Genomic DNA, 17,823 nt, shown 5'->3' on the forward strand with positions numbered 1-17,823 from the left:
GTATATTTTGCATAAATACATAACAAGGGGTTGTCTCTGTATGAGTAACACAAATCAAAAAATCACTACATTTTTAATGTTTGAAGGCAAAGCTGAAGAAGCGATGAATTTTTACACATCACTATTTGATCAATCAGAAATTGTAAGTATCTCTCGCTACGATGAAAATGGACCTGGTAAAGAGGGTACTGTAATTCAGGCAACATTTACGTTACACGGGCAAGAATTCATGTGCATAGATAGTTATGTAAATCATAATTTTACATTTACACCAGCTATGTCTCTTTATGTAACTTGTAATACGGAAGAAGAAATTGAAACGGCTTTTAATAAACTAGCGGAGGATGGAGCAGTACTTATGCCTTTAGGTGCCTATCCGTTTAGTAAAAAATTTGGTTGGTTAAATGATAAGTATGGTGTGTCTTGGCAGTTAACGCTTGCGGAATAAATTGTAATTGATTTGTTTAATGAGTGTAGTTAAGAGGTTAAAAATTTAAATAACAAATAAAAAGGTGTTCCAACCATCAACAGGTTTGGAATGCCTTTTTATTTGTTTAAACGAATTTGTATTTTTCCTATTTAGAATATTTTGTTTTTATTGCTGCTTTTTATCTGTTAATATAAATATAGAAAAATATGTATTAATTATTGGTTACGTTAATAGAAAAAGGAAAGCTTTTATAGTAAATGATCTTACATTTAAAATATAATAAGATAGCTAGGGGGAATAGTTATAATGGATACAACTCAACAAAACAGTAATGCATGGGATAAAAAGGTTGAAGAAGGTTCTAGATATACACAACCTGTAAGTCGCGAGGTTATTGAAAGAAGTAAATCAGGTGAATGGGAAATCACAGTTACCACAGAAAAATCAGTTCCTAGAGAGTGGTTTCCAAAATCATTAGATGGATTAAAGATACTTTGCTTAGCGTCAGGTGGAGGGCAACAAGCACCTGTTCTAGCTGCTGCTGGAGCAGATGTAACAGTTACTGATATATCAAGGAAGCAGTTGGAACAAGATAAAAAGGTAGCAGAACGGGACGGGTTAACTTTAAAAACAGTTCAAGGGGATATGTCAGACCTTAGTGATTTTGAAGATGAATATTTTGATATTGTCGTAAATCCCGTTTCTAATTTGTTTGTAAAAGATGTTAACCTTGTATGGAATGAGATATCAAGGGTACTAAAGAATAGAGGAATTCTTATTTCAGGATTTACAAATCCGTTACTATGGATTTTTGATGACAATCAAGAGCAAAAGGGTATACTTGATGTTAAACATTCTATACCTTCATCAACACTAGACTACTTACCAGAGGATGAAGTTCAAGATTATGTAAATTCCAATCAAACAATAGAATATGCACATACTCTTGAAGACCAAATTCAAGGTCAAATTGAAGCTGGTTTAGTTATAAGTGGTTTTTATGAGGATGATTTTGGTGGAACTAGAATATTAGATAAGCATATTAAAACTTTTATTGCCACAAAAGCTATAAAGTTAAAGATGGATTAAAAATTATTACTTGTTATACCGGGATTAGTTGAAGAATGGTCTTCAAAATAGGGAAAGTTCAATATATGTCAAAAAGGATGGCAATGGCCATCCTTTTTCTTGTGTATTTTGAGTATATAAACAAATTTTACAACTCTCAGCTGAACCTGTTATTATTTTTTGCTACACGTTGCCTTATTAAGAATTTTGCATGCCGAATCTTTTCCCAAGTTTAGCTAACAATTCAGGCTGATCCCCTTGGCTCATTACAACTTCAATAAAGATAAGTTGATTGTTATTTACAGTTATATTCGTTAAAACTTCTGCTAACTCTGTTTCATTTTCCACTTTCCATGTTAGACTTTTTTCTTCTGTTCCGAATACGTTCGCTAGTTTTGTGTAATCCCACATTTGTATGTCATTATACGTTTCATTTTGACCATGAATTGCACGTTCAACAGTGTATCCATTGTTATTAATTAAAAATATAATCGGTTTTAAATTTTGCCGAAGTATAGTTGATAACTCTTGAACAGTTAATTGGAAAGAACCATCACCAATAATTAAAATGTTACGCCGCGATAAATTAGCGAGCTGTGTACCAAGTAGAGCAGGTAATGTATAACCAATTGATCCCCATAATGGTTGTGCTACATAAGTGGTGTTATTTGGTAAAGGGATAGTGGCACTACCGAAGAAAGGCGTTCCTTGCTCTGCAATTAAAACATCGTTTTCTTGTAAGAAATGATATATTTGTTGCCAAAATCGTTTTTGTGTAATCATTTGTGCTTTTGGATTGAACTCTTCTGTTATAGGTAGTGATTCTGAAATAAACGGCTTAATTTCAAGTGTGTCTTCTTTGCGATGTTCGATTAAATCATTTAATTGTTTTAAAACATCTTTCATTACAACGGGTCCATATTTTTTATCCATAATTTTCACAGTATAGGGATGGATTTCTATTACTTGCTCTTTTTTAAATCCTTGTGTAAAGCCACCGGTAATAGTATCAGTTAATTTCACGCCAATACTAATAATACAGTCAGATTCATCAATTCTTTTTCGTAAGTATGAAGGACTAACGTCACCAGTATAAATTCCTATAAATTGGGGGTGTTTTTCAGGGAATATTCCTTTCCCCATACTTAATGTCGCGATAGGAAATCCAGTTTTTTCTACGAATTGATGCAAATATTCTTCAGCATGAAAACGAGCCACTTCAAAATCAGCTAAAATAACAGGTTTTCTGGCACTGTTTATTTTCGAAGTTGCATGTAAAAGCATTTTATCCAGCGCATCTTTATTACTTACAACTGGTTTATGTAAAATGGATTCCGTAGGTTTATTAATTGGTTTATTATACACATCAATCGGTAATTGAATATGAACAGGGCGTTTCTCACTCCAACATGCACGTAACACACGATCAATTTCCTCAGCAGCATGTTCGGGGGTTAAATTTGTTTGCGCTACAGTAATTTCTCGATACATATTGGAAAAGTGATCGAACTTTCCATCACCTAACGTATGATGAACGAGTGCTCCATTCTCCATTACTGTTGTAGGTGGTGTCCCCGTGATTTTTATAACAGGTACATTTTCTGCGTATGAGCCAGCAACACCGTTAATGGCGCTTAATTCTCCAACACCGAAAGTGGTAATAAGAGCAGCGATTCCTTTTATACGAGCATATCCATCAGCAGCATATGCTGCATTTAATTCATTACAATTGCCAACCCACTCTAACTTTTCATGTGCTACTACATCATCTAAAAAAGCCAAATTATAATCACCAGGGACACCAAAAATATGCTCAATTCCTAATTCGCTTAGTCTGTCTAATAAATATGTACTTACAGTATATTGCGTTTTCAAATGAATCATCTCCTAATTGTGCAATGAATATTTCAATAGACGAAAGAAGTTCAAATGCGTTCATTAAAATATTGATTACTGGATTGTGGTATAATTTACATACAGGGGGAAAGTAGATGACACAACATAAAGAAGAACAGATGAATGAAGCATTAGCATTATTTTACTTTGCATATAAAACATTTACTGAAAAGCCAGATGAAATTATAAAAGAGTATGGCATACAACGAGTACACCACCGAATTTTATTTTTTATCGCACGCTTTCCAGGTCTAAGCGTAAATGAGTTATTATCACTGTTAGAAATAAGTAAACAGGCTCTACACGGACCATTACGACAACTTGTGGAAAAGGGTTTAATTGAGAGTAATGAAGCTACACATGACCGTCGTGTGAAACAGTTATCTTTAACAGAAAAAGGTACCGAATTAGAGAAAAAATTGAGCGATGTACAAAGGCAACAAATGGGTACTATTTTTTCAAAATTTGGTGAATCGTGTGAAGAAAATTGGCATCAAGTTATGAATGAAATGGCAAATAGCCGATCAGGTTTTGATGCTTGGATGTCGAAGCGAGAAGTTGTAATCGATCAAAAATAATAAGAAATATATCTGTTTTATAGTTTGAAAAAGAACAAATTTTATCCATACATTTGGCAACTATGATTTGGTCATAGAGTGAATGGATAAAAAGATACATTACTAGATACTTTATACGTGTACGCGATGGAACAATAAAATTCACATTTCCGAAAGGGGAATTATAATGATAAAACTTGTACTTATTCGTCACGGACAAAGTTTATGGAATCTTGAAAATCGTTTTACTGGTTGGACTGATGTAGATTTATCAGAGAATGGATTAAGTGAAGCGAGAGAAGCAGGAGCAATATTAAAGAAAAATGGATATACTTTTGATGTTGCTTATACATCTGTATTAAAACGAGCAATTCGGACGTTATGGATTGTACTTCATGAGATGGACCTTGCATGGATCCCAGTACATAAATGTTGGAAACTAAATGAAAGACATTACGGTGCATTGCAAGGATTGAATAAAGATGAAACGGCGAAAAAATATGGTGAGGAGCAAGTTCATATTTGGAGAAGAAGTATTGATGTAAGACCACCTGCTCTTACTGAAGATGATCCTAGGTATGAAATGAATGATCCAAGATATAAAGCACTTAAAAAAGGTGAGCTTCCATTGACTGAATGTTTAGTGGATACGGAGAAAAGAGTACTTGCTTATTGGCATTCAGAAATCGCGCCATCATTAAAAAGTGGTGAAAAGGTAATTATTTCATCACACGGTAATACGATTCGTTCGCTAGTGAAATACTTAGATAACCTTTCAAGTGATGGTGTTGTTTCATTAAATATTCCAACGAGTATACCACTCGTTTATGAATTAGACGATAATTTACGACCAATTCGTCATTATTACTTAAGTATGGACGGAGAAGTACCAGAAGGGGAAATTCCGAAACATATTTCTTTTTAACATGAAAATTTGAAACGCGTGCTTGTCTACATATACAATGTAGATTCAGGATAAAGTGAAACTTTAATCAGTGGGGGGTTCGTCCCACTGATTATTAGTTGAACCAATCGGGCTTTTATGGGCAGTTGATCCCCCACCTATTTTCTTCGCTTTTGCAGAATGTTGAGATGGGGAGCTTACCGGGGTAAAAGACGTGGCACCTTCTAATGTATATGCAATGTAGCTCAATTTAGAAGCTTGTCCACGTCTTTTGTCATAAAGAGAGCTGCTTGTGCATGTAATGATATCGTGAGTAGTTTTTGAATGGAGGGTGATGTCATTGGTGATCTCTAACATTCGAATCGGCTTATTTATTTTAGCAATCGTTTTTCTAGTACTTGTTTTCTTTTATTGGAAAAACGAAGAGTTGTACGAGGAGAAGAAGCAACGAATTAGAAAGACTTGGTATGGGTTGTTTATAATATCAGTCACCGTGTATTTCATGGTAAAAGGAATTGATTTAACCCTCTGGAAAAATCTTTTAATGTTCACTGCAATGGTTATTTTCGTTGATATTGCATTTATTTTAACACCTAATATTTCAGAAATATGGGGAGCAAAATTTAGCGATATCGGCAAGACTGTTCAATCGATAAAACGGTCATTAATTGCTTCTAAAGCAAGAGGAGAAATATACACAACAATTATTCAAAATGTCAATCCGGCAGTATTCGGTACGATGGAATGGCATACGGAAGAAGAATATACAAAAAGCTTAAACGTATTTTTAGATTCGTATGGTGAAAAGATTGGGGCAAAAATTGTTGTATTTGAAGCGGCAAAGGAATTAAATACCAACTTTCGCGGTATCCGTTCTCAATTTAGTATCATCGTTCCGTTTGAACATATTGAGCAATTGAATGAGCAGAAAGCGGTGCAAGTAGAAAATGTCGGAATTATACCAGCAAAAATAGTGAGTGATGTTTTCATTGTTATTGATGGTAAGAAAAATAACCTGCAAGATCGAGATTTTGAAAATGTATATAATTTAACAATACATCATAGTTATTTTAGTAAGTAGGACAGAACTTTCTGTCCTACTCTTTTATACATAAATTCGGAATAAATCGGAAAAAGTTGAATAAAATCGGACAATCATCCCTACACTAGCACGTAGAGGTGATTGTAGTGATAAAAGATTATGACAATGATTTTTTTAAAAAAGATAATGAAGATACAACAGATTTCTCGTTAATAAAAGGAGATACATTACAGCAAGTAGAAGAGCTAGAAGAAGAATTAAAAAGAAAATCATAAGTGTACACTCTTTCTGCATTTGCTATATAATATAAATAGAAGATTGTATCTTTTTGAAGAGGGGGAGAAGAGATGGCTGAAGTAAATATACAAAAGTCTTCATTTTTTAAAGAAAAAAAAGAAGAACCAAATACAGATTTCTCTCTTGTGAAAGGTGCGTTAACGGAAAATATAAATCGCTTAGAGAAACTGATGAATAATAGCAGTTCAAAATATATACGAGTGAAAAAAACAAAAGAAAATGCATAGTGCATTTTCTTTTGTTTTTTATTTAATATTAAACTTTTCTTTTATTTTTTCAGGTAAATCTGCTTTCTGAATCTCTTCATAGGATTTTACTTCAATTGATGATATTTCATTTTTGTTATTATCATCTTGATTTACAAATAGGCGTAAAAGTGCGTCTTCATTTAATTTATGGTCGTTTTCTTTTTTTGTACTTCTAAATGTAATTTGTTTTTTTACTCCGTTTTCATCATAAGCAGGGAGTGTGTAGTTACGTAAGTTTCTACCTTCTACTTTTTCGATAGTTCCTTCGCCTTTTATCTGCACGTAATATACATCTTTACCAATTCGATTGAGCGATGCTCTCTCACAGCCAATAGTAAAACTAGAAAATAATAAACATAGTGTAATTATACGGCTATTATGAAGTGAGAAAAATCGATATAGATTACAACATCCTTACAATGTTGTAAGAGTGTTGTACATAAAATGAATAATATATTAAAAAGTTAAAAGAAAAGTAAAATAACGAATCATGGTATAATGATAAAAGACTTACATATTATTTTGTCATTTTGAGAGGAGCTTAAAAATGTATTCTACTTTAGAACAATTAACAAAGCACCCTGTATTTTATCATTTTGCAGAAATTTCAAAGATTCCTAGAGGATCGGGTAATGAAAAGGAAATTAGTGATTATTTAGTTGGTTTTGCAAAAGAGCGTAATTTAGAAGTAATTCAAGATGAAGCAATGAATGTCATTATTAAAAAAGAAGCAACTGCTGGCTATGAAAATGTACCAGCTATTATCATTCAAGGTCATATGGATATGGTATGTGAAAAAAATCAAGCAACCGTACATGATTTTGAAAAAGATCCAATTGAATTGCGAATCATTGGGGACATGTTATATGCAAATCAAACAACTTTAGGCGCTGATAATGGTATTGCAGTGGCGTATGCGATGGCTTTATTAGATTCGAAAGACATTCCGCATCCAGCACTTGAAGTAGTTATTACTACTGAAGAAGAAACAACAATGGGCGGTGCTTTTGCTGTTGATTCAAATCATTTTGAAGGAAAGATTTTTATAAATATTGATTCTGAAGAAGATCATAAATTACTTGTAAGTAGCGCAGGTGGTGCGAAAGCTGTTGAAACAATTCCAGTAATTTGGGATGAAGCGTCAGCGAATACGGATGCATATCGTCTATATGTTGGTGGTTTAAAAGGCGGACACTCTGGTATGGAAATTGATAAACAACGTGGTAATGCAAACAAAGTATTAGGACGAGTATTACGCGATTTATCAGCAAATATTCAATTTGATATAAGTGAAGTTCACGGCGGGTTAAAAACAAATGCAATTCCGCGTGAAAGTGTAGCTACAATTTTATTACGTCAAGAAGATGTAGAGAAGGTAGAAGAAAAGCTAGAGTCATGGACACGAGTATTACAAGAAGAAATGCGTGCTGTTGATCCAGATGTTCATGTTACACTTACAAAATTGGATGAGAAAGTAGAAAAAGTATTTGCTAAAGAGACGCAAAAACAACTTATTTCATCATTATTCTTAATCCCAAACGGCATTCAAAGTATGAGCATGGATATTAAAGGTCTTGTAGAAAGTTCAACAAATTTAGGTGTTATTGAAACGTTGCAAGATGAAATTAAATTACGTAACGAAGTGAGAAGTTCTGTAAGTAGTTTAAAACAACATGTTGCAGATGAGATTAAATGTATCGCCGATTTAGTTGGTGCAACATTTGAAATCGAGTCAGAGTATCCAGAATGGCCATACAATCCGAATTCACAAATTCGTAATTTGTTTGAAAAAGTGCATCAAGAAAAATACAATAAAGATGTTGAAATCTTTGCTGTACATGCAGGAATCGAATGTAGTGTATTCGTTCAAAAGATGCCTGAATTAGATGCAATTTCATTCGGTCCAGATATATTTAATGTTCACACTCCAGATGAACATATTAGTATTTCTTCTGTTGTGAATAACTGGGGATTCTTTGTTGATGTAATGAAGGGTACGAAAGAATTAGCTAAGTAATAATGATGAAATGAAAAGTAGCCTATAAAAATTTATAGGCTATTTTTTTGTATAGAGTTTTATTAGAGATTCCTTTGTAATAAAAGAAAGGCTTGAAGACAATGATTCGTCGTTTGAGAAAGCTAAAAAATGTAGCAGTCATAGTAAGCTTCTAAGTAAATTGTAAAAACCTACACTACTTAGAAGCGAGGAATAAAGTTATGAAGCATCCATTATGTAATCATTGGTCGGAAACAAAGTATATAAAAGATATAGTAACAAATCCACTCATTGAAGTAGGAGAGTACTCCTATTATTCAGGGTATTATGGTCATCAAAATTTTGAAGATGGCTGTGTAAGGTATTTGTGGGGGATGCTAAGTCCCGAGCACTTTTCAATCCAATTGAACAGATGGGATGGCATCTTGATAAACTCATTATTGGGAATTATGTTTGTATTGCCAGTGGAGTAGTCATTTTAATGGGTGGTAATCATAATCATCACTCAGAATGGATTACAGTATATCCATTCGCTGAGCAAATTGAACAGTCATATCAATTATAATGCCTGGCGTTACAATCGGTGAAGGCGCAATCATTGCAGCAGGATCTGTCGTAAGTAAAGATGTTCCGCCGTATACAATAGTGGGGGAACTCCAGCTAAAGAAATAAAGAAACGATTCACTGATACAGAAATAAATTTGCTGATGGAAATGCGTTGGTTTGATTGGGATAGAGAATTAGTTGAGAAGGCAATGCCTATATTATCTAGCTCATCTATCAATCTATTATATGATTTTTATAAAAAGGAAGTAAAAAATAGATAAGTCTGTGAAAAAACTACATTCTATATAGGATGTAGTTTTTTATTATAAGAGATTAATAGTCTAGACTAAGGAGAATTTATCTCTGGTATGAGTCTAGCAAATAACTGAATTGAATAATTAAACCTTTATAGTTAATAAAACCAGTGTGTCTCGATATTTAATCGAACACACTGGTTTTATTTTTTGTAAATGTGGAACAATTTCATTACTTGCACTGTCTATTAAGTGTTACAACATTTTTTATTCAATATATCAAGAAAGAAATAAATATTTTTAACTAAGGGAGAAGATTGAATTGAAAAAATTATGGATGCTGCTTTTCTTTTGTTCCGTAGTTATATTGGTAGGATGTAATAAAAACGAATCGCCAAAACAAGCATTTGAAGAATATATAAATTTATGGAATGATAAAAAATTTGCAAATATGTATGATCATTTATCAGAACATGCCCAAAAAACGATTTCTAAAAAGGAATTCACAGAGAAATATCAAAAAATTTATGAAGGTATTGGCGTTAAGAATTTAAAAGTTAAAACGAAAGGAGAGAATGCAAAAGATAAAGAACTTTTACTTTTTGAAGTTAAGATGGATACAGGTGGAGGAACAGCTTCATTTATCCATGAGGCAAAACTTGTAAAAGAGAAAGAATCTTGGAAAATAGATTGGACACCAGATTTTATTTTTCCAGGTATGAAAAAAGATTACAAAGTACGTATGCAAATAGAACAAGGAAAACGTGGGGAAATATACGATCGAAATGGGAAAGGTCTAGCAACGAATGGTAAAGCGACTGAAGTTGGAATTATTCCAGAGAAACTAGGCGAAACGGCGGCGCAAACAAAAGAAATAGTAGCACAGTTACTGGATATGTCTATAGAAGAGGTCGATCAGAAGCTTACAGCGAAATGGATAAAGCCGGATTCCTTTGTACCAATTGGTATTTTAAAAGAGGGAACTAGACAGAATGATTATATTGAATTAGAAGGAGTATCATCTCGTCCAGTCAATATTCGTACGTATCTATTAGGTGAAGCAGCTGCACATTTAATTGGATATATAGGAAAGGTGAATGCAGAGGAATTAAAATCGCTTCAAAAAAGAGGTTATCAAGCTGATGATTTAATAGGTAAGACAGGTTTAGAGAAAGTACTGGAGAATAAATTGCGTGGTGAAAAGGGTGGACGCGTATTTATAGAAGATGAAAACGGGAAAGAAATTAAAAACGTAGCTAAAAAAGAAGCGAAAGCAGGGGAAAATGTTACGTTAACAATTGATGCTGCAATTCAAGAAAAAATCTATAATGAGATGAAAAATGAAGCCGGCTCTAGTGCAGCTATCAATCCTAAAACAGGTGAAACAATCGCGCTTGTAAGTAGCCCTGCGTATAATCCAAATACAATAGTTAGAGGAGCATCAAAGGCCCAACGAGAAGCATGGAATAACGACTCGAAACTACCAATGATGAATCGCTTCACACAAGCATTTGTACCAGGTTCCGTATTTAAAACGATTACAGGTGCAATTGGTTTGGAAACAAACGCAATAAAACCTAAGGAAGAATTTAATATTCAAGGATTAAAGTGGACAAAAGATTCCTCTTGGGGAAATTATTATGTAACACGTGTGAAGGATGCAAGTCCAATTGATTTTGACAAGGCAATGAAGTATTCTGATAATATTTATTTTGCTCAACAAGCTTTGAAAATGGGAAAAGATCAGTATGTAAATGAATTTAAGAAATACGGATTTCATGAAAAATTACCAATTGAATACGAATTTCCTATTTCAATCATTGCAAGAGATGGGATAAAAAATGATATTCAACTAGCAGACACGGGATACGGACAAGGACAAGTATTAATGACACCACTTCATTTAGCATTAACATATGCACCGATTGTGAATGAAGGGAATATTCCGTCGCCTCATCTTTTAAAAGAAGCAAAAGTTACGGGGAATTGGAAAGAAAATGTGATTTCTAAAAAGAATCAAGACATATTAAAGAGTGCATTAATCAAAGTCATTAATGACGCTGATGGCGCGGGGAGAATTGCTAAGATTGATGGTGTAACTCTTGCTGGTAAAACAGGTACAGCAGAATTGAAAGAATCGAAAGAGGCAGACGGAAAAGAACTCGGATGGTTTGCAGCTTTTGATGCAAATGAGCCAGACATGATTGTAACCATGATGATTGAAGATGTAAAAGGAAGAGGAGGGAGCAATGTTCCAGGCGAAAAAGTAAAACATGTTTTTCAGAAATAATAGCTTATCATAAGGTGAAATCTTCTAGTAAATTCACTATATGTTTGCTTAACTCAAAGGTATAAATTGCGTGAGATATAGAACAAATATATTTTGAAAAAGCATTCTTGCTAGTCGAGAATGCTTTTTTACTGTGGCTACAGAAAGTTGATAACTCATCTTCATTTTTGAAAGGTTGATATTGTAAATAGTAAATAGAAGAGTAAAACAAAATGAAATGGACAAGTTTTAAAATTAAACAAAACAGTTATTTAGTAAAACATAAATAGAGCACACAAATAAGCATGCTCTAAGAAAAAATGTGATATAAGTGGAGTGTTGTATGAAATTCACAAATAATAATCAAATTTTTATGAGTGTATTTTTAACATTGTATGCTTTACTTGTTTTTTAGGAGCCTGTCATGTAAGAGAATGTATAGGGGATTATTTTATGAAAGTAATTGCACACCTTTACATTCTCAAGAGGATTTTTCTATCAAAAAAAGATAAACAATGGAACAAATGAAACTTGTATCTTGTCTATATATTGAAACCATAATAAAAGTGAGGGCAGTTTTATGTTTATTCAAATAAGTTTGAGGTGTGGAAATGGAACAGACGTTTATTGAAAAGTGTAATCATGATGAGCTGGACTATGTTATAAAAGACTATTGGCAAGATGTATGGAATTATTCATTTATTATTACGAAAGATCCACACTTATCAGATGATATCACGCAAGCCGTATTTATAAAGGTATTTAAAAATTGGAATTCATTTCGAAAGGAGTCATCTATTAAAACGTGGATATTAAAAATCACAAGAAATACGGCAATAAACTATTTGAAATCATCTTATTTTAAAAAAATATCTTTAGTAGGTTTTTTTAGTGACGATAAGCAAACTGTGTCGGCAGAACAAGAATTTTTTAAGCAAGAAGAAATGAATGATGTGTGGAAAGTTGTATTAAAACTACCTAAAAAGCACCGTGAAATAATAATATTGGATGCAAAATATGAATTATCTTATGAAGAAATGGCTGAAACACTAGGAGTATCCATTGGAACTGTAAAATCTAGATTAAGTAGAGCAAGAAGTAAGGTTTCAAAATTAATAGGGGAGGGTAGTAGTGATGAACAATAAACAAAATCCTGACTGGTATAGAAAATTAAAAAAAGGCCCAATGGAACACCGTAAAAACGAAGAAGAATATATTTATAAAATAAAGCAATCTATATATGAAAGTAATGAGGGAGGCTCTCTAAAACAAACAAGACGATTTCGTAAAAAAGTATTGCCAATTGTTGTGGTTTTAGCTTGTACATTTTTATTTTTTATTGTTCAACAACCTTGGCTTGATGATAATAAATCACCGGTACAAAGTAGTACACAAATTAAGCCTAAAATAAAAGATGAGTCTGCTCAAGATCCAACATTAAAACAATTCATGAATGAGTTATATCAAAGTACAAATGTAAAAAATAAAAATGAATTGTATAAAGCGTTAAACGATGAAGTTCAATTTAAAGGGAAGAGTTATAAGAAGGATGAATTGAATTTTGATGAAGATATTTTTCATGAGTTGCAAGTCGCACTTACAATGGGGGGAGAATTTGCAAATGATACAAAACATGTATATAAAGTACCAAGTGGATTGACAGAAAATAACCAACCAAAGCAACCTCATTTTATATATGCGACTGTTACTGGGAATAAAACGAAAATTTTAGCTGAACCAAAGCGAGAATCACAAGTTTTATATGAAGTATCGAATGAAATGGTAAAAGCTTGGATTCCAGAAAAAGTGCAGAAGGATGAATATATAAAAATATCGACAATTAACGGTAATACTGGATATGTACAAAAAGAGTATGTTTTAACTGACATTAAATACTCATTTATGTTTGAAAAGAATAATGAAGGTGAATGGAAAATAATAAATATAGATTCTATTTGGTAAAAAAGGAAGGTTCATTAAAGTGAACCTTCCTTTTTGTTTTTATTCTCTTTTTGAAGAGTATTCCAGGACTCTAAAATTTCTGATGTAACGAGAGCAGCAATGTTTTTTTCTGAATTACTACCAGGAATAACGACAGAAACGGCAACTTGTGGATCTTCGGTAGGAGCATATGCAATGAATAGAGAATGATTGATCATTCTTGCTTGCTCATTCGGAAAACCTGTAATACCTGTTTTACCAGCGACGTCGAAGGGCAACTTTTTAATCTCCTCTATATTTTGACTCATTCCACCTTGTACGACACTCCAAAAGTTCATTGGGTAACGATTTGAACTTTCTAAAATTGGTTTAAACTTTTTTGTTTCTTTACCATCTTGAACAATAATAGCACTTGCCATTTGTGGTTTATATTTATCACCTTTACTTGCTAAAGTTGCTGCATATTGAGCAAGTTGAAGAGGAGTATGCACTTCATTTCCTCCCCAAGAGGCATTTAATAAAGCGGAAATTCCATTTTCAAACTTATTAGAGGGATGGAATTCATATTGTCCGTCTTCTTCAAAGGGTAAATCAATCCCGGTTTTAGAACGTAGGCCGAATTGCATTAAATAATCTGTCCATATATGTGCCACTTTTTCTATATTTCCATTATTTTGGTTAAATAAGGGCAAAGCTACTTTTGCTGTCATAAATGTGTTAGATGAATTAATGATAGCCTGCCTCGGTGTAATCTCACCTGTTGGTGTTCCAGGTGCATTCGTAATATTATTTTGATTATCATACTGAAAAGTACCCTTATCTAAGTAAGTATCTTCAGGTTGAAAAAGTTTTTCGTTTAATCCAATTAAAATAGTAAGTGGCTTTATAGTAGAAGCCATATTTACATAAGATTCACCATACTTTAATTTTTGAATTGCTTTATTTTGCGAAAGTGATTTTATGTTATTTATTTTAGTTGATACATGTGTATGTAATATATTTGGGTCAAAAACTGCCGAGTTGGCCATAGTTAAAATTGCGCCAGTTTTTGCATCGCTCACTACAGCATAACCAGCTTTAGCATCAGGTGTTTTCTTAATTTGAGATCTTAATGCTTCCTCTGTTTTTTGCTGCAACTCAGAGTCTAAAGATAGCCGGACATCTTTTCCTTTTTGTACTTTTTGAATGTTCCATAAGAACTTTTTATTATTCAATTTAAAAATAAGAGTTTTACCTGGTTTTCCTTTTAAATCATTTTCATATTGCAACTCAATCCCGCTTTTTCCAACAACCATATACTTTGAATTAAGGTCATGTTCTACATACCCAATTACCTGTGAACCAATTTCGTGTTTAGGATAATAACGTATTACTTCATCTTTAATTATTACATTTTTGGGTTTGTTTTTGTTTATGAATGCAAGTTCGTTCTCAGTTATGTCAGAGTATAACGGTATATCATTCATAGTTTGCTTTTTACAAGATTGTTGTAATTGAGATTTTATATTCTCTGTAGAAATATGATGTTGAAACTCGTTTGAAAATTGATTGAAAAAAGCTAATGTGTTTGCTGTATCTTGTTTTGATAGCTTGTCCTCATTAGAAGTGCAATATAAAGACTTAACTTTCTTATTTGTAGCTAGTATTACACCATTTTGATCAAGTATTTCTCCTCTTTCAGCTGAAGAAGTTTCGGTAGTAATTGAAACGAAATGGCTTTTTAATAAAATGATTAAAATAACACCTACAATAGAAATAACCGCTATAAATCTCCATCTTTTTATTTTTGTATGTAACATAAAATCCTCCCTTTTTAGCCTATTCCATATTATAGTTAATTATTTTTTTGTAAATGTGGAACAACTTTATTATTTAGATTGTCTATTAAGTATTACAGCATGAAGAAAGGAATAATTAACATGAAAATTTACTAGCAAGCCTATATGTAAGTTTAATAAGAGTCATTATACAGTTTAGCACTTCTGATACAAGCGGAAAAAATAGAGAGAGAACAGGAAGGCAGAGTTATTAATTACGTAGCTAAACGAAAAGAAATAGATGCTTACAAGCATTAAGCAAAAAATTGTGGCGATATTTATAACCGATTATTGTTATCTAATATATAAGGAATGCTTTTGGTATTTGTAGCAATTTCTGAAAGGATTAAATGGAGGATTTATGAAAGAACAAAAAGGTAAGAAGCAGAAGACATATATATATATATTCGATTAAATATAATGTTCCTTTGCATATTTTTATTATTTTCAGCTATTATTATGCAGCTAGGAAAAGTACAAATCGTTGAAGGAGAGGCTTATAGGAACCAAGTGGAAAACAGTCAAAATGCAATAACTAGTATTTCAGTTCCACGTGGACAAATTTTAGATCGAGAAGGGAAAACAGTCGTTAATAATAAACCTCTTCGCACAATTACGTATACAAGGGTAAAGGGGATTACGAGTGAAGCTATTTTAAAAACAGCAAAAGACTTGGCGGAAGTACTTGAAATGCCCGAACAAGATATAAATAAATTAACTGATATCGATAAAAAGGATTTTTGGATGCAGTTGAATACGAAGCGTGCGGAAACAATGATTACGAAAAAAGATATAGAAAAGTTTAAAGAAAAGGGAATAGAGGGAAAAGAGTTAGATAAAAAAATAGAAGATTTAAGACGAAGTCGCGTTACAGAAGTAGAATTGGGTGAGTTAACAGAACAAGATTTAAAGGTGTTAGCTATTAAAAGTAAAATGAGTTCAGGTTATCAACTAACACCACAAATTATTAAAAAAGATGTAACAGATGAAGAGTATGCGCGGATAAGTGAAAATCTTGCGGATTTTCCAGGGGTAGATGCAACGGTTGATTGGGAGCGCAATTATGTAAATGGTGATTTATTTCGTTCCGTGTTAGGTAATATTACGAGTAGTGAAGAAGGTTTGCCAAAAGAAAATTTAGATTCTTATTTAGTACGCGGATATAACCGTAATGATCGTGTAGGGAAAAGTTACATTGAACAACGATATGAAGATGTGTTACATGGCACAAAAGAAGAAGTGAAAAATATTACAGATAAATCAGGAAATATTATAAACACAGAAATAATTTCTAAAGGAAAAAGTGGTAATAGTTTAACATTAACGATTGATATGGAATTACAACAGAAAGTGGAAGAAAGTTTAGAGAAAAATTTGAGAACTTTTAAGAGTTCAGAGCCACTATTGGACCGAGCTTTTGTTGTTATGACGAATCCAAATAACGGACAGATTTTATCTATGGCAGGCAAAAGGATTGTAGAAAAAGAAGGGAAAATGGAAATCGAGGATTTGGCATTAGGTAATATGACAACTTCGTATGAACTAGGATCAGCTGTAAAAGGTGCAACTTTATTAACTGGATATGAGACAGGGGCAATACAACCAGGAGATCAATTTTATGATGCGCCGATGAAATTTAAAGGTACACAAGCTAAGAAATCGTGGAATGTATCCGGATTTGGTAATATTAATGATTTACGAGCTCTACAAGTATCTTCGAATGTATACATGTTCCAAACAGCTTTAAAAATTGCGGGCGTTCATTACGTACCAAATGGTTCATTGGATATAAAACAAGAAGCATTTAATACGATGCGCTATTATTTTAAGCAATTTGGTTTAGGAGTTCCTACGGGTATTGATTTACCGAATGAAATAATTGGACAAACTAGAAAAGTAGATAGCCAGCCTGGGTTTTTACTAGATTTTTCTATCGGGCAGTATGATACGTATACGCCATTGCAATTAGCACAATATATTTCAACAATTGCTAATGGCGGTTATAGAATGCAACCTCAAATTGTACAAGAAATACGAGAGCAATCAATAAAAGAAGAGGTTGGAAAAGTTATTCGCTCAATAGAGCCTGTCGTATTAAATCGAATTGATATGAAGACAGAACATATTAATCGGATAAAAGAAGGCTTTAGATGGGTATTCCAAGAAGGTGATGGAACTGGCGTGAAGTATTTCAAAAATGCTCCATATAAACCAGCAGGAAAGACAGGAACAGCTCAAACTGTATATGGTGGAGATGATCCAATTGGTAGAAATGCAAAAGGAGAACGTATGGAATGCTACAACTTAACGTTAGTTGGATATGCTCCATACGATAATCCAGAAGTAGCGTTCTCAGTAGTAGTTCCGTGGCTTCATAATGATAAAAGTGGAATTAATTCTATAATTGGAAAGGAAGTTTTAGATGCATACTTTGATTTAAAACAGAAACGTATACATGGTGAAGCTGCTAGTACAGATAGTTCTAAGTAAAATTAGTAATATTCGAGTGCTTTTCTCAGGGAAGAGACCTTGTTTATATAAAGGTATTTATAAGTGGA

14 protein-coding genes and 2 pseudogenes are annotated in these 17,823 nt (G+C 32.9%); 13 read left to right on the forward strand and 3 right to left on the reverse strand.

Features of this window, described 5'->3' with window-relative positions; translation table 11 throughout:
* Positions 1 to 40 precede the first annotated feature (40 nt).
* Positions 41 to 448, forward strand: coding sequence for a VOC family protein (locus PDQ68_RS02470; protein ID WP_000072497.1), 408 nt, complete (start codon positions 41 to 43; stop codon positions 446 to 448).
* Between the two features lie 288 nt (positions 449 to 736).
* Entirely contained in the window at positions 737 to 1,519 is a 783-nt protein-coding gene (locus PDQ68_RS02475) for a class I SAM-dependent methyltransferase (RefSeq protein ID WP_000381776.1), read from the forward strand.
* 177 nt (positions 1,520 to 1,696) lie between these two features.
* Here the strand turns inward: PDQ68_RS02475 and PDQ68_RS02480 are convergent, their stop codons facing one another.
* Entirely contained in the window at positions 1,697 to 3,382 is a 1,686-nt protein-coding gene (locus tag PDQ68_RS02480) for an alpha-keto acid decarboxylase family protein (protein WP_062822446.1), read from the reverse strand.
* A 107-nt stretch (positions 3,383 to 3,489) separates the two neighbouring features.
* Between PDQ68_RS02480 and PDQ68_RS02485 the strand changes: the two genes are divergently transcribed.
* The 5 genes from PDQ68_RS02485 (at position 3,490) to spoIISB (ending at position 6,421) form a co-directional block, all read left to right on the forward strand.
* A complete protein-coding gene (locus PDQ68_RS02485) occupies positions 3,490 to 3,972 on the forward strand; it encodes a MarR family winged helix-turn-helix transcriptional regulator (RefSeq protein WP_016717517.1) in 483 nt (160 codons plus the stop codon).
* A gap of 166 nt (positions 3,973 to 4,138) precedes the next feature.
* On the forward strand, positions 4,139 to 4,876 hold the full coding sequence (gene gpmA, locus PDQ68_RS02490) for a 2,3-diphosphoglycerate-dependent phosphoglycerate mutase (RefSeq protein WP_000594137.1): 738 nt from the start codon (positions 4,139 to 4,141) through the stop codon (positions 4,874 to 4,876).
* Positions 4,877 to 5,198: 322 nt separating this feature from the next.
* Entirely contained in the window at positions 5,199 to 5,936 is a 738-nt protein-coding gene (locus PDQ68_RS02495; protein WP_014893739.1) for a type II toxin-antitoxin system SpoIISA family toxin, read from the forward strand.
* Between the two features lie 107 nt (positions 5,937 to 6,043).
* Positions 6,044 to 6,172, forward strand: a complete 129-nt coding sequence (locus PDQ68_RS02500; RefSeq protein ID WP_000588714.1) for a hypothetical protein — start codon at positions 6,044 to 6,046, stop codon at positions 6,170 to 6,172.
* A gap of 72 nt (positions 6,173 to 6,244) precedes the next feature.
* Positions 6,245 to 6,421, forward strand: a complete 177-nt coding sequence (spoIISB, locus tag PDQ68_RS02505) for a stage II sporulation protein SB (protein ID WP_000852590.1) — start codon at positions 6,245 to 6,247, stop codon at positions 6,419 to 6,421.
* Between the two features lie 18 nt (positions 6,422 to 6,439).
* On the opposite strand, the gene PDQ68_RS02510 is transcribed toward spoIISB, so the two are convergent.
* Positions 6,440 to 6,811 (reverse strand): YxeA family protein, encoded by a 372-nt coding sequence (locus PDQ68_RS02510; protein ID WP_270786578.1) that lies wholly within the window; start codon positions 6,809 to 6,811, stop codon positions 6,440 to 6,442.
* Positions 6,812 to 6,989: 178 nt separating this feature from the next.
* Between PDQ68_RS02510 and pepD the strand changes: the two genes are divergently transcribed.
* The 5 genes and pseudogenes from pepD (at position 6,990) to PDQ68_RS02535 (ending at position 13,469) form a co-directional block, all read left to right on the forward strand.
* On the forward strand, positions 6,990 to 8,459 hold the full coding sequence (gene pepD / locus PDQ68_RS02515) for a beta-Ala-His dipeptidase (RefSeq protein WP_000287562.1): 1,470 nt from the start codon (positions 6,990 to 6,992) through the stop codon (positions 8,457 to 8,459).
* A gap of 200 nt (positions 8,460 to 8,659) precedes the next feature.
* Positions 8,660 to 9,265, forward strand: a pseudogene (locus PDQ68_RS02520) (CatB-related O-acetyltransferase).
* Between the two features lie 295 nt (positions 9,266 to 9,560).
* Positions 9,561 to 11,528: a penicillin-binding transpeptidase domain-containing protein gene (locus PDQ68_RS02525; protein ID WP_061182467.1), complete on the forward strand. Its 1,968-nt coding sequence runs from the start codon at positions 9,561 to 9,563 to the stop codon at positions 11,526 to 11,528.
* Between the two features lie 590 nt (positions 11,529 to 12,118).
* Complete coding sequence (locus tag PDQ68_RS02530) at positions 12,119 to 12,652, forward strand: RNA polymerase sigma factor (protein WP_061182466.1); 534 nt, start codon at positions 12,119 to 12,121, stop codon at positions 12,650 to 12,652.
* Positions 12,642 to 13,469, forward strand: a complete 828-nt coding sequence (locus PDQ68_RS02535) for a hypothetical protein (protein WP_061182465.1) — start codon at positions 12,642 to 12,644, stop codon at positions 13,467 to 13,469. Before PDQ68_RS02530 ends, PDQ68_RS02535 begins: the two co-directional genes overlap by 11 nt.
* 14 nt (positions 13,470 to 13,483) lie before the next feature.
* On the opposite strand, the gene PDQ68_RS02540 is transcribed toward PDQ68_RS02535, so the two are convergent.
* Positions 13,484 to 15,247, reverse strand: coding sequence for a peptidoglycan D,D-transpeptidase FtsI family protein (locus tag PDQ68_RS02540; RefSeq protein ID WP_062822445.1), 1,764 nt, complete (start codon positions 15,245 to 15,247; stop codon positions 13,484 to 13,486).
* Positions 15,248 to 15,626: 379 nt separating this feature from the next.
* Between PDQ68_RS02540 and PDQ68_RS02545 the strand changes: the two are divergent.
* A pseudogene (locus tag PDQ68_RS02545) lies at positions 15,627 to 17,755 on the forward strand (peptidoglycan D,D-transpeptidase FtsI family protein).
* The last annotated feature ends 68 nt before the right edge of the window (positions 17,756 to 17,823 follow it).

The sequence above is a fragment of the Bacillus cereus group sp. Bc010 genome, assembly GCF_027716745.1.
GTDB classification, from domain to species: Bacteria; Bacillota; Bacilli; order Bacillales; family Bacillaceae_G; genus Bacillus_A; species Bacillus_A pacificus.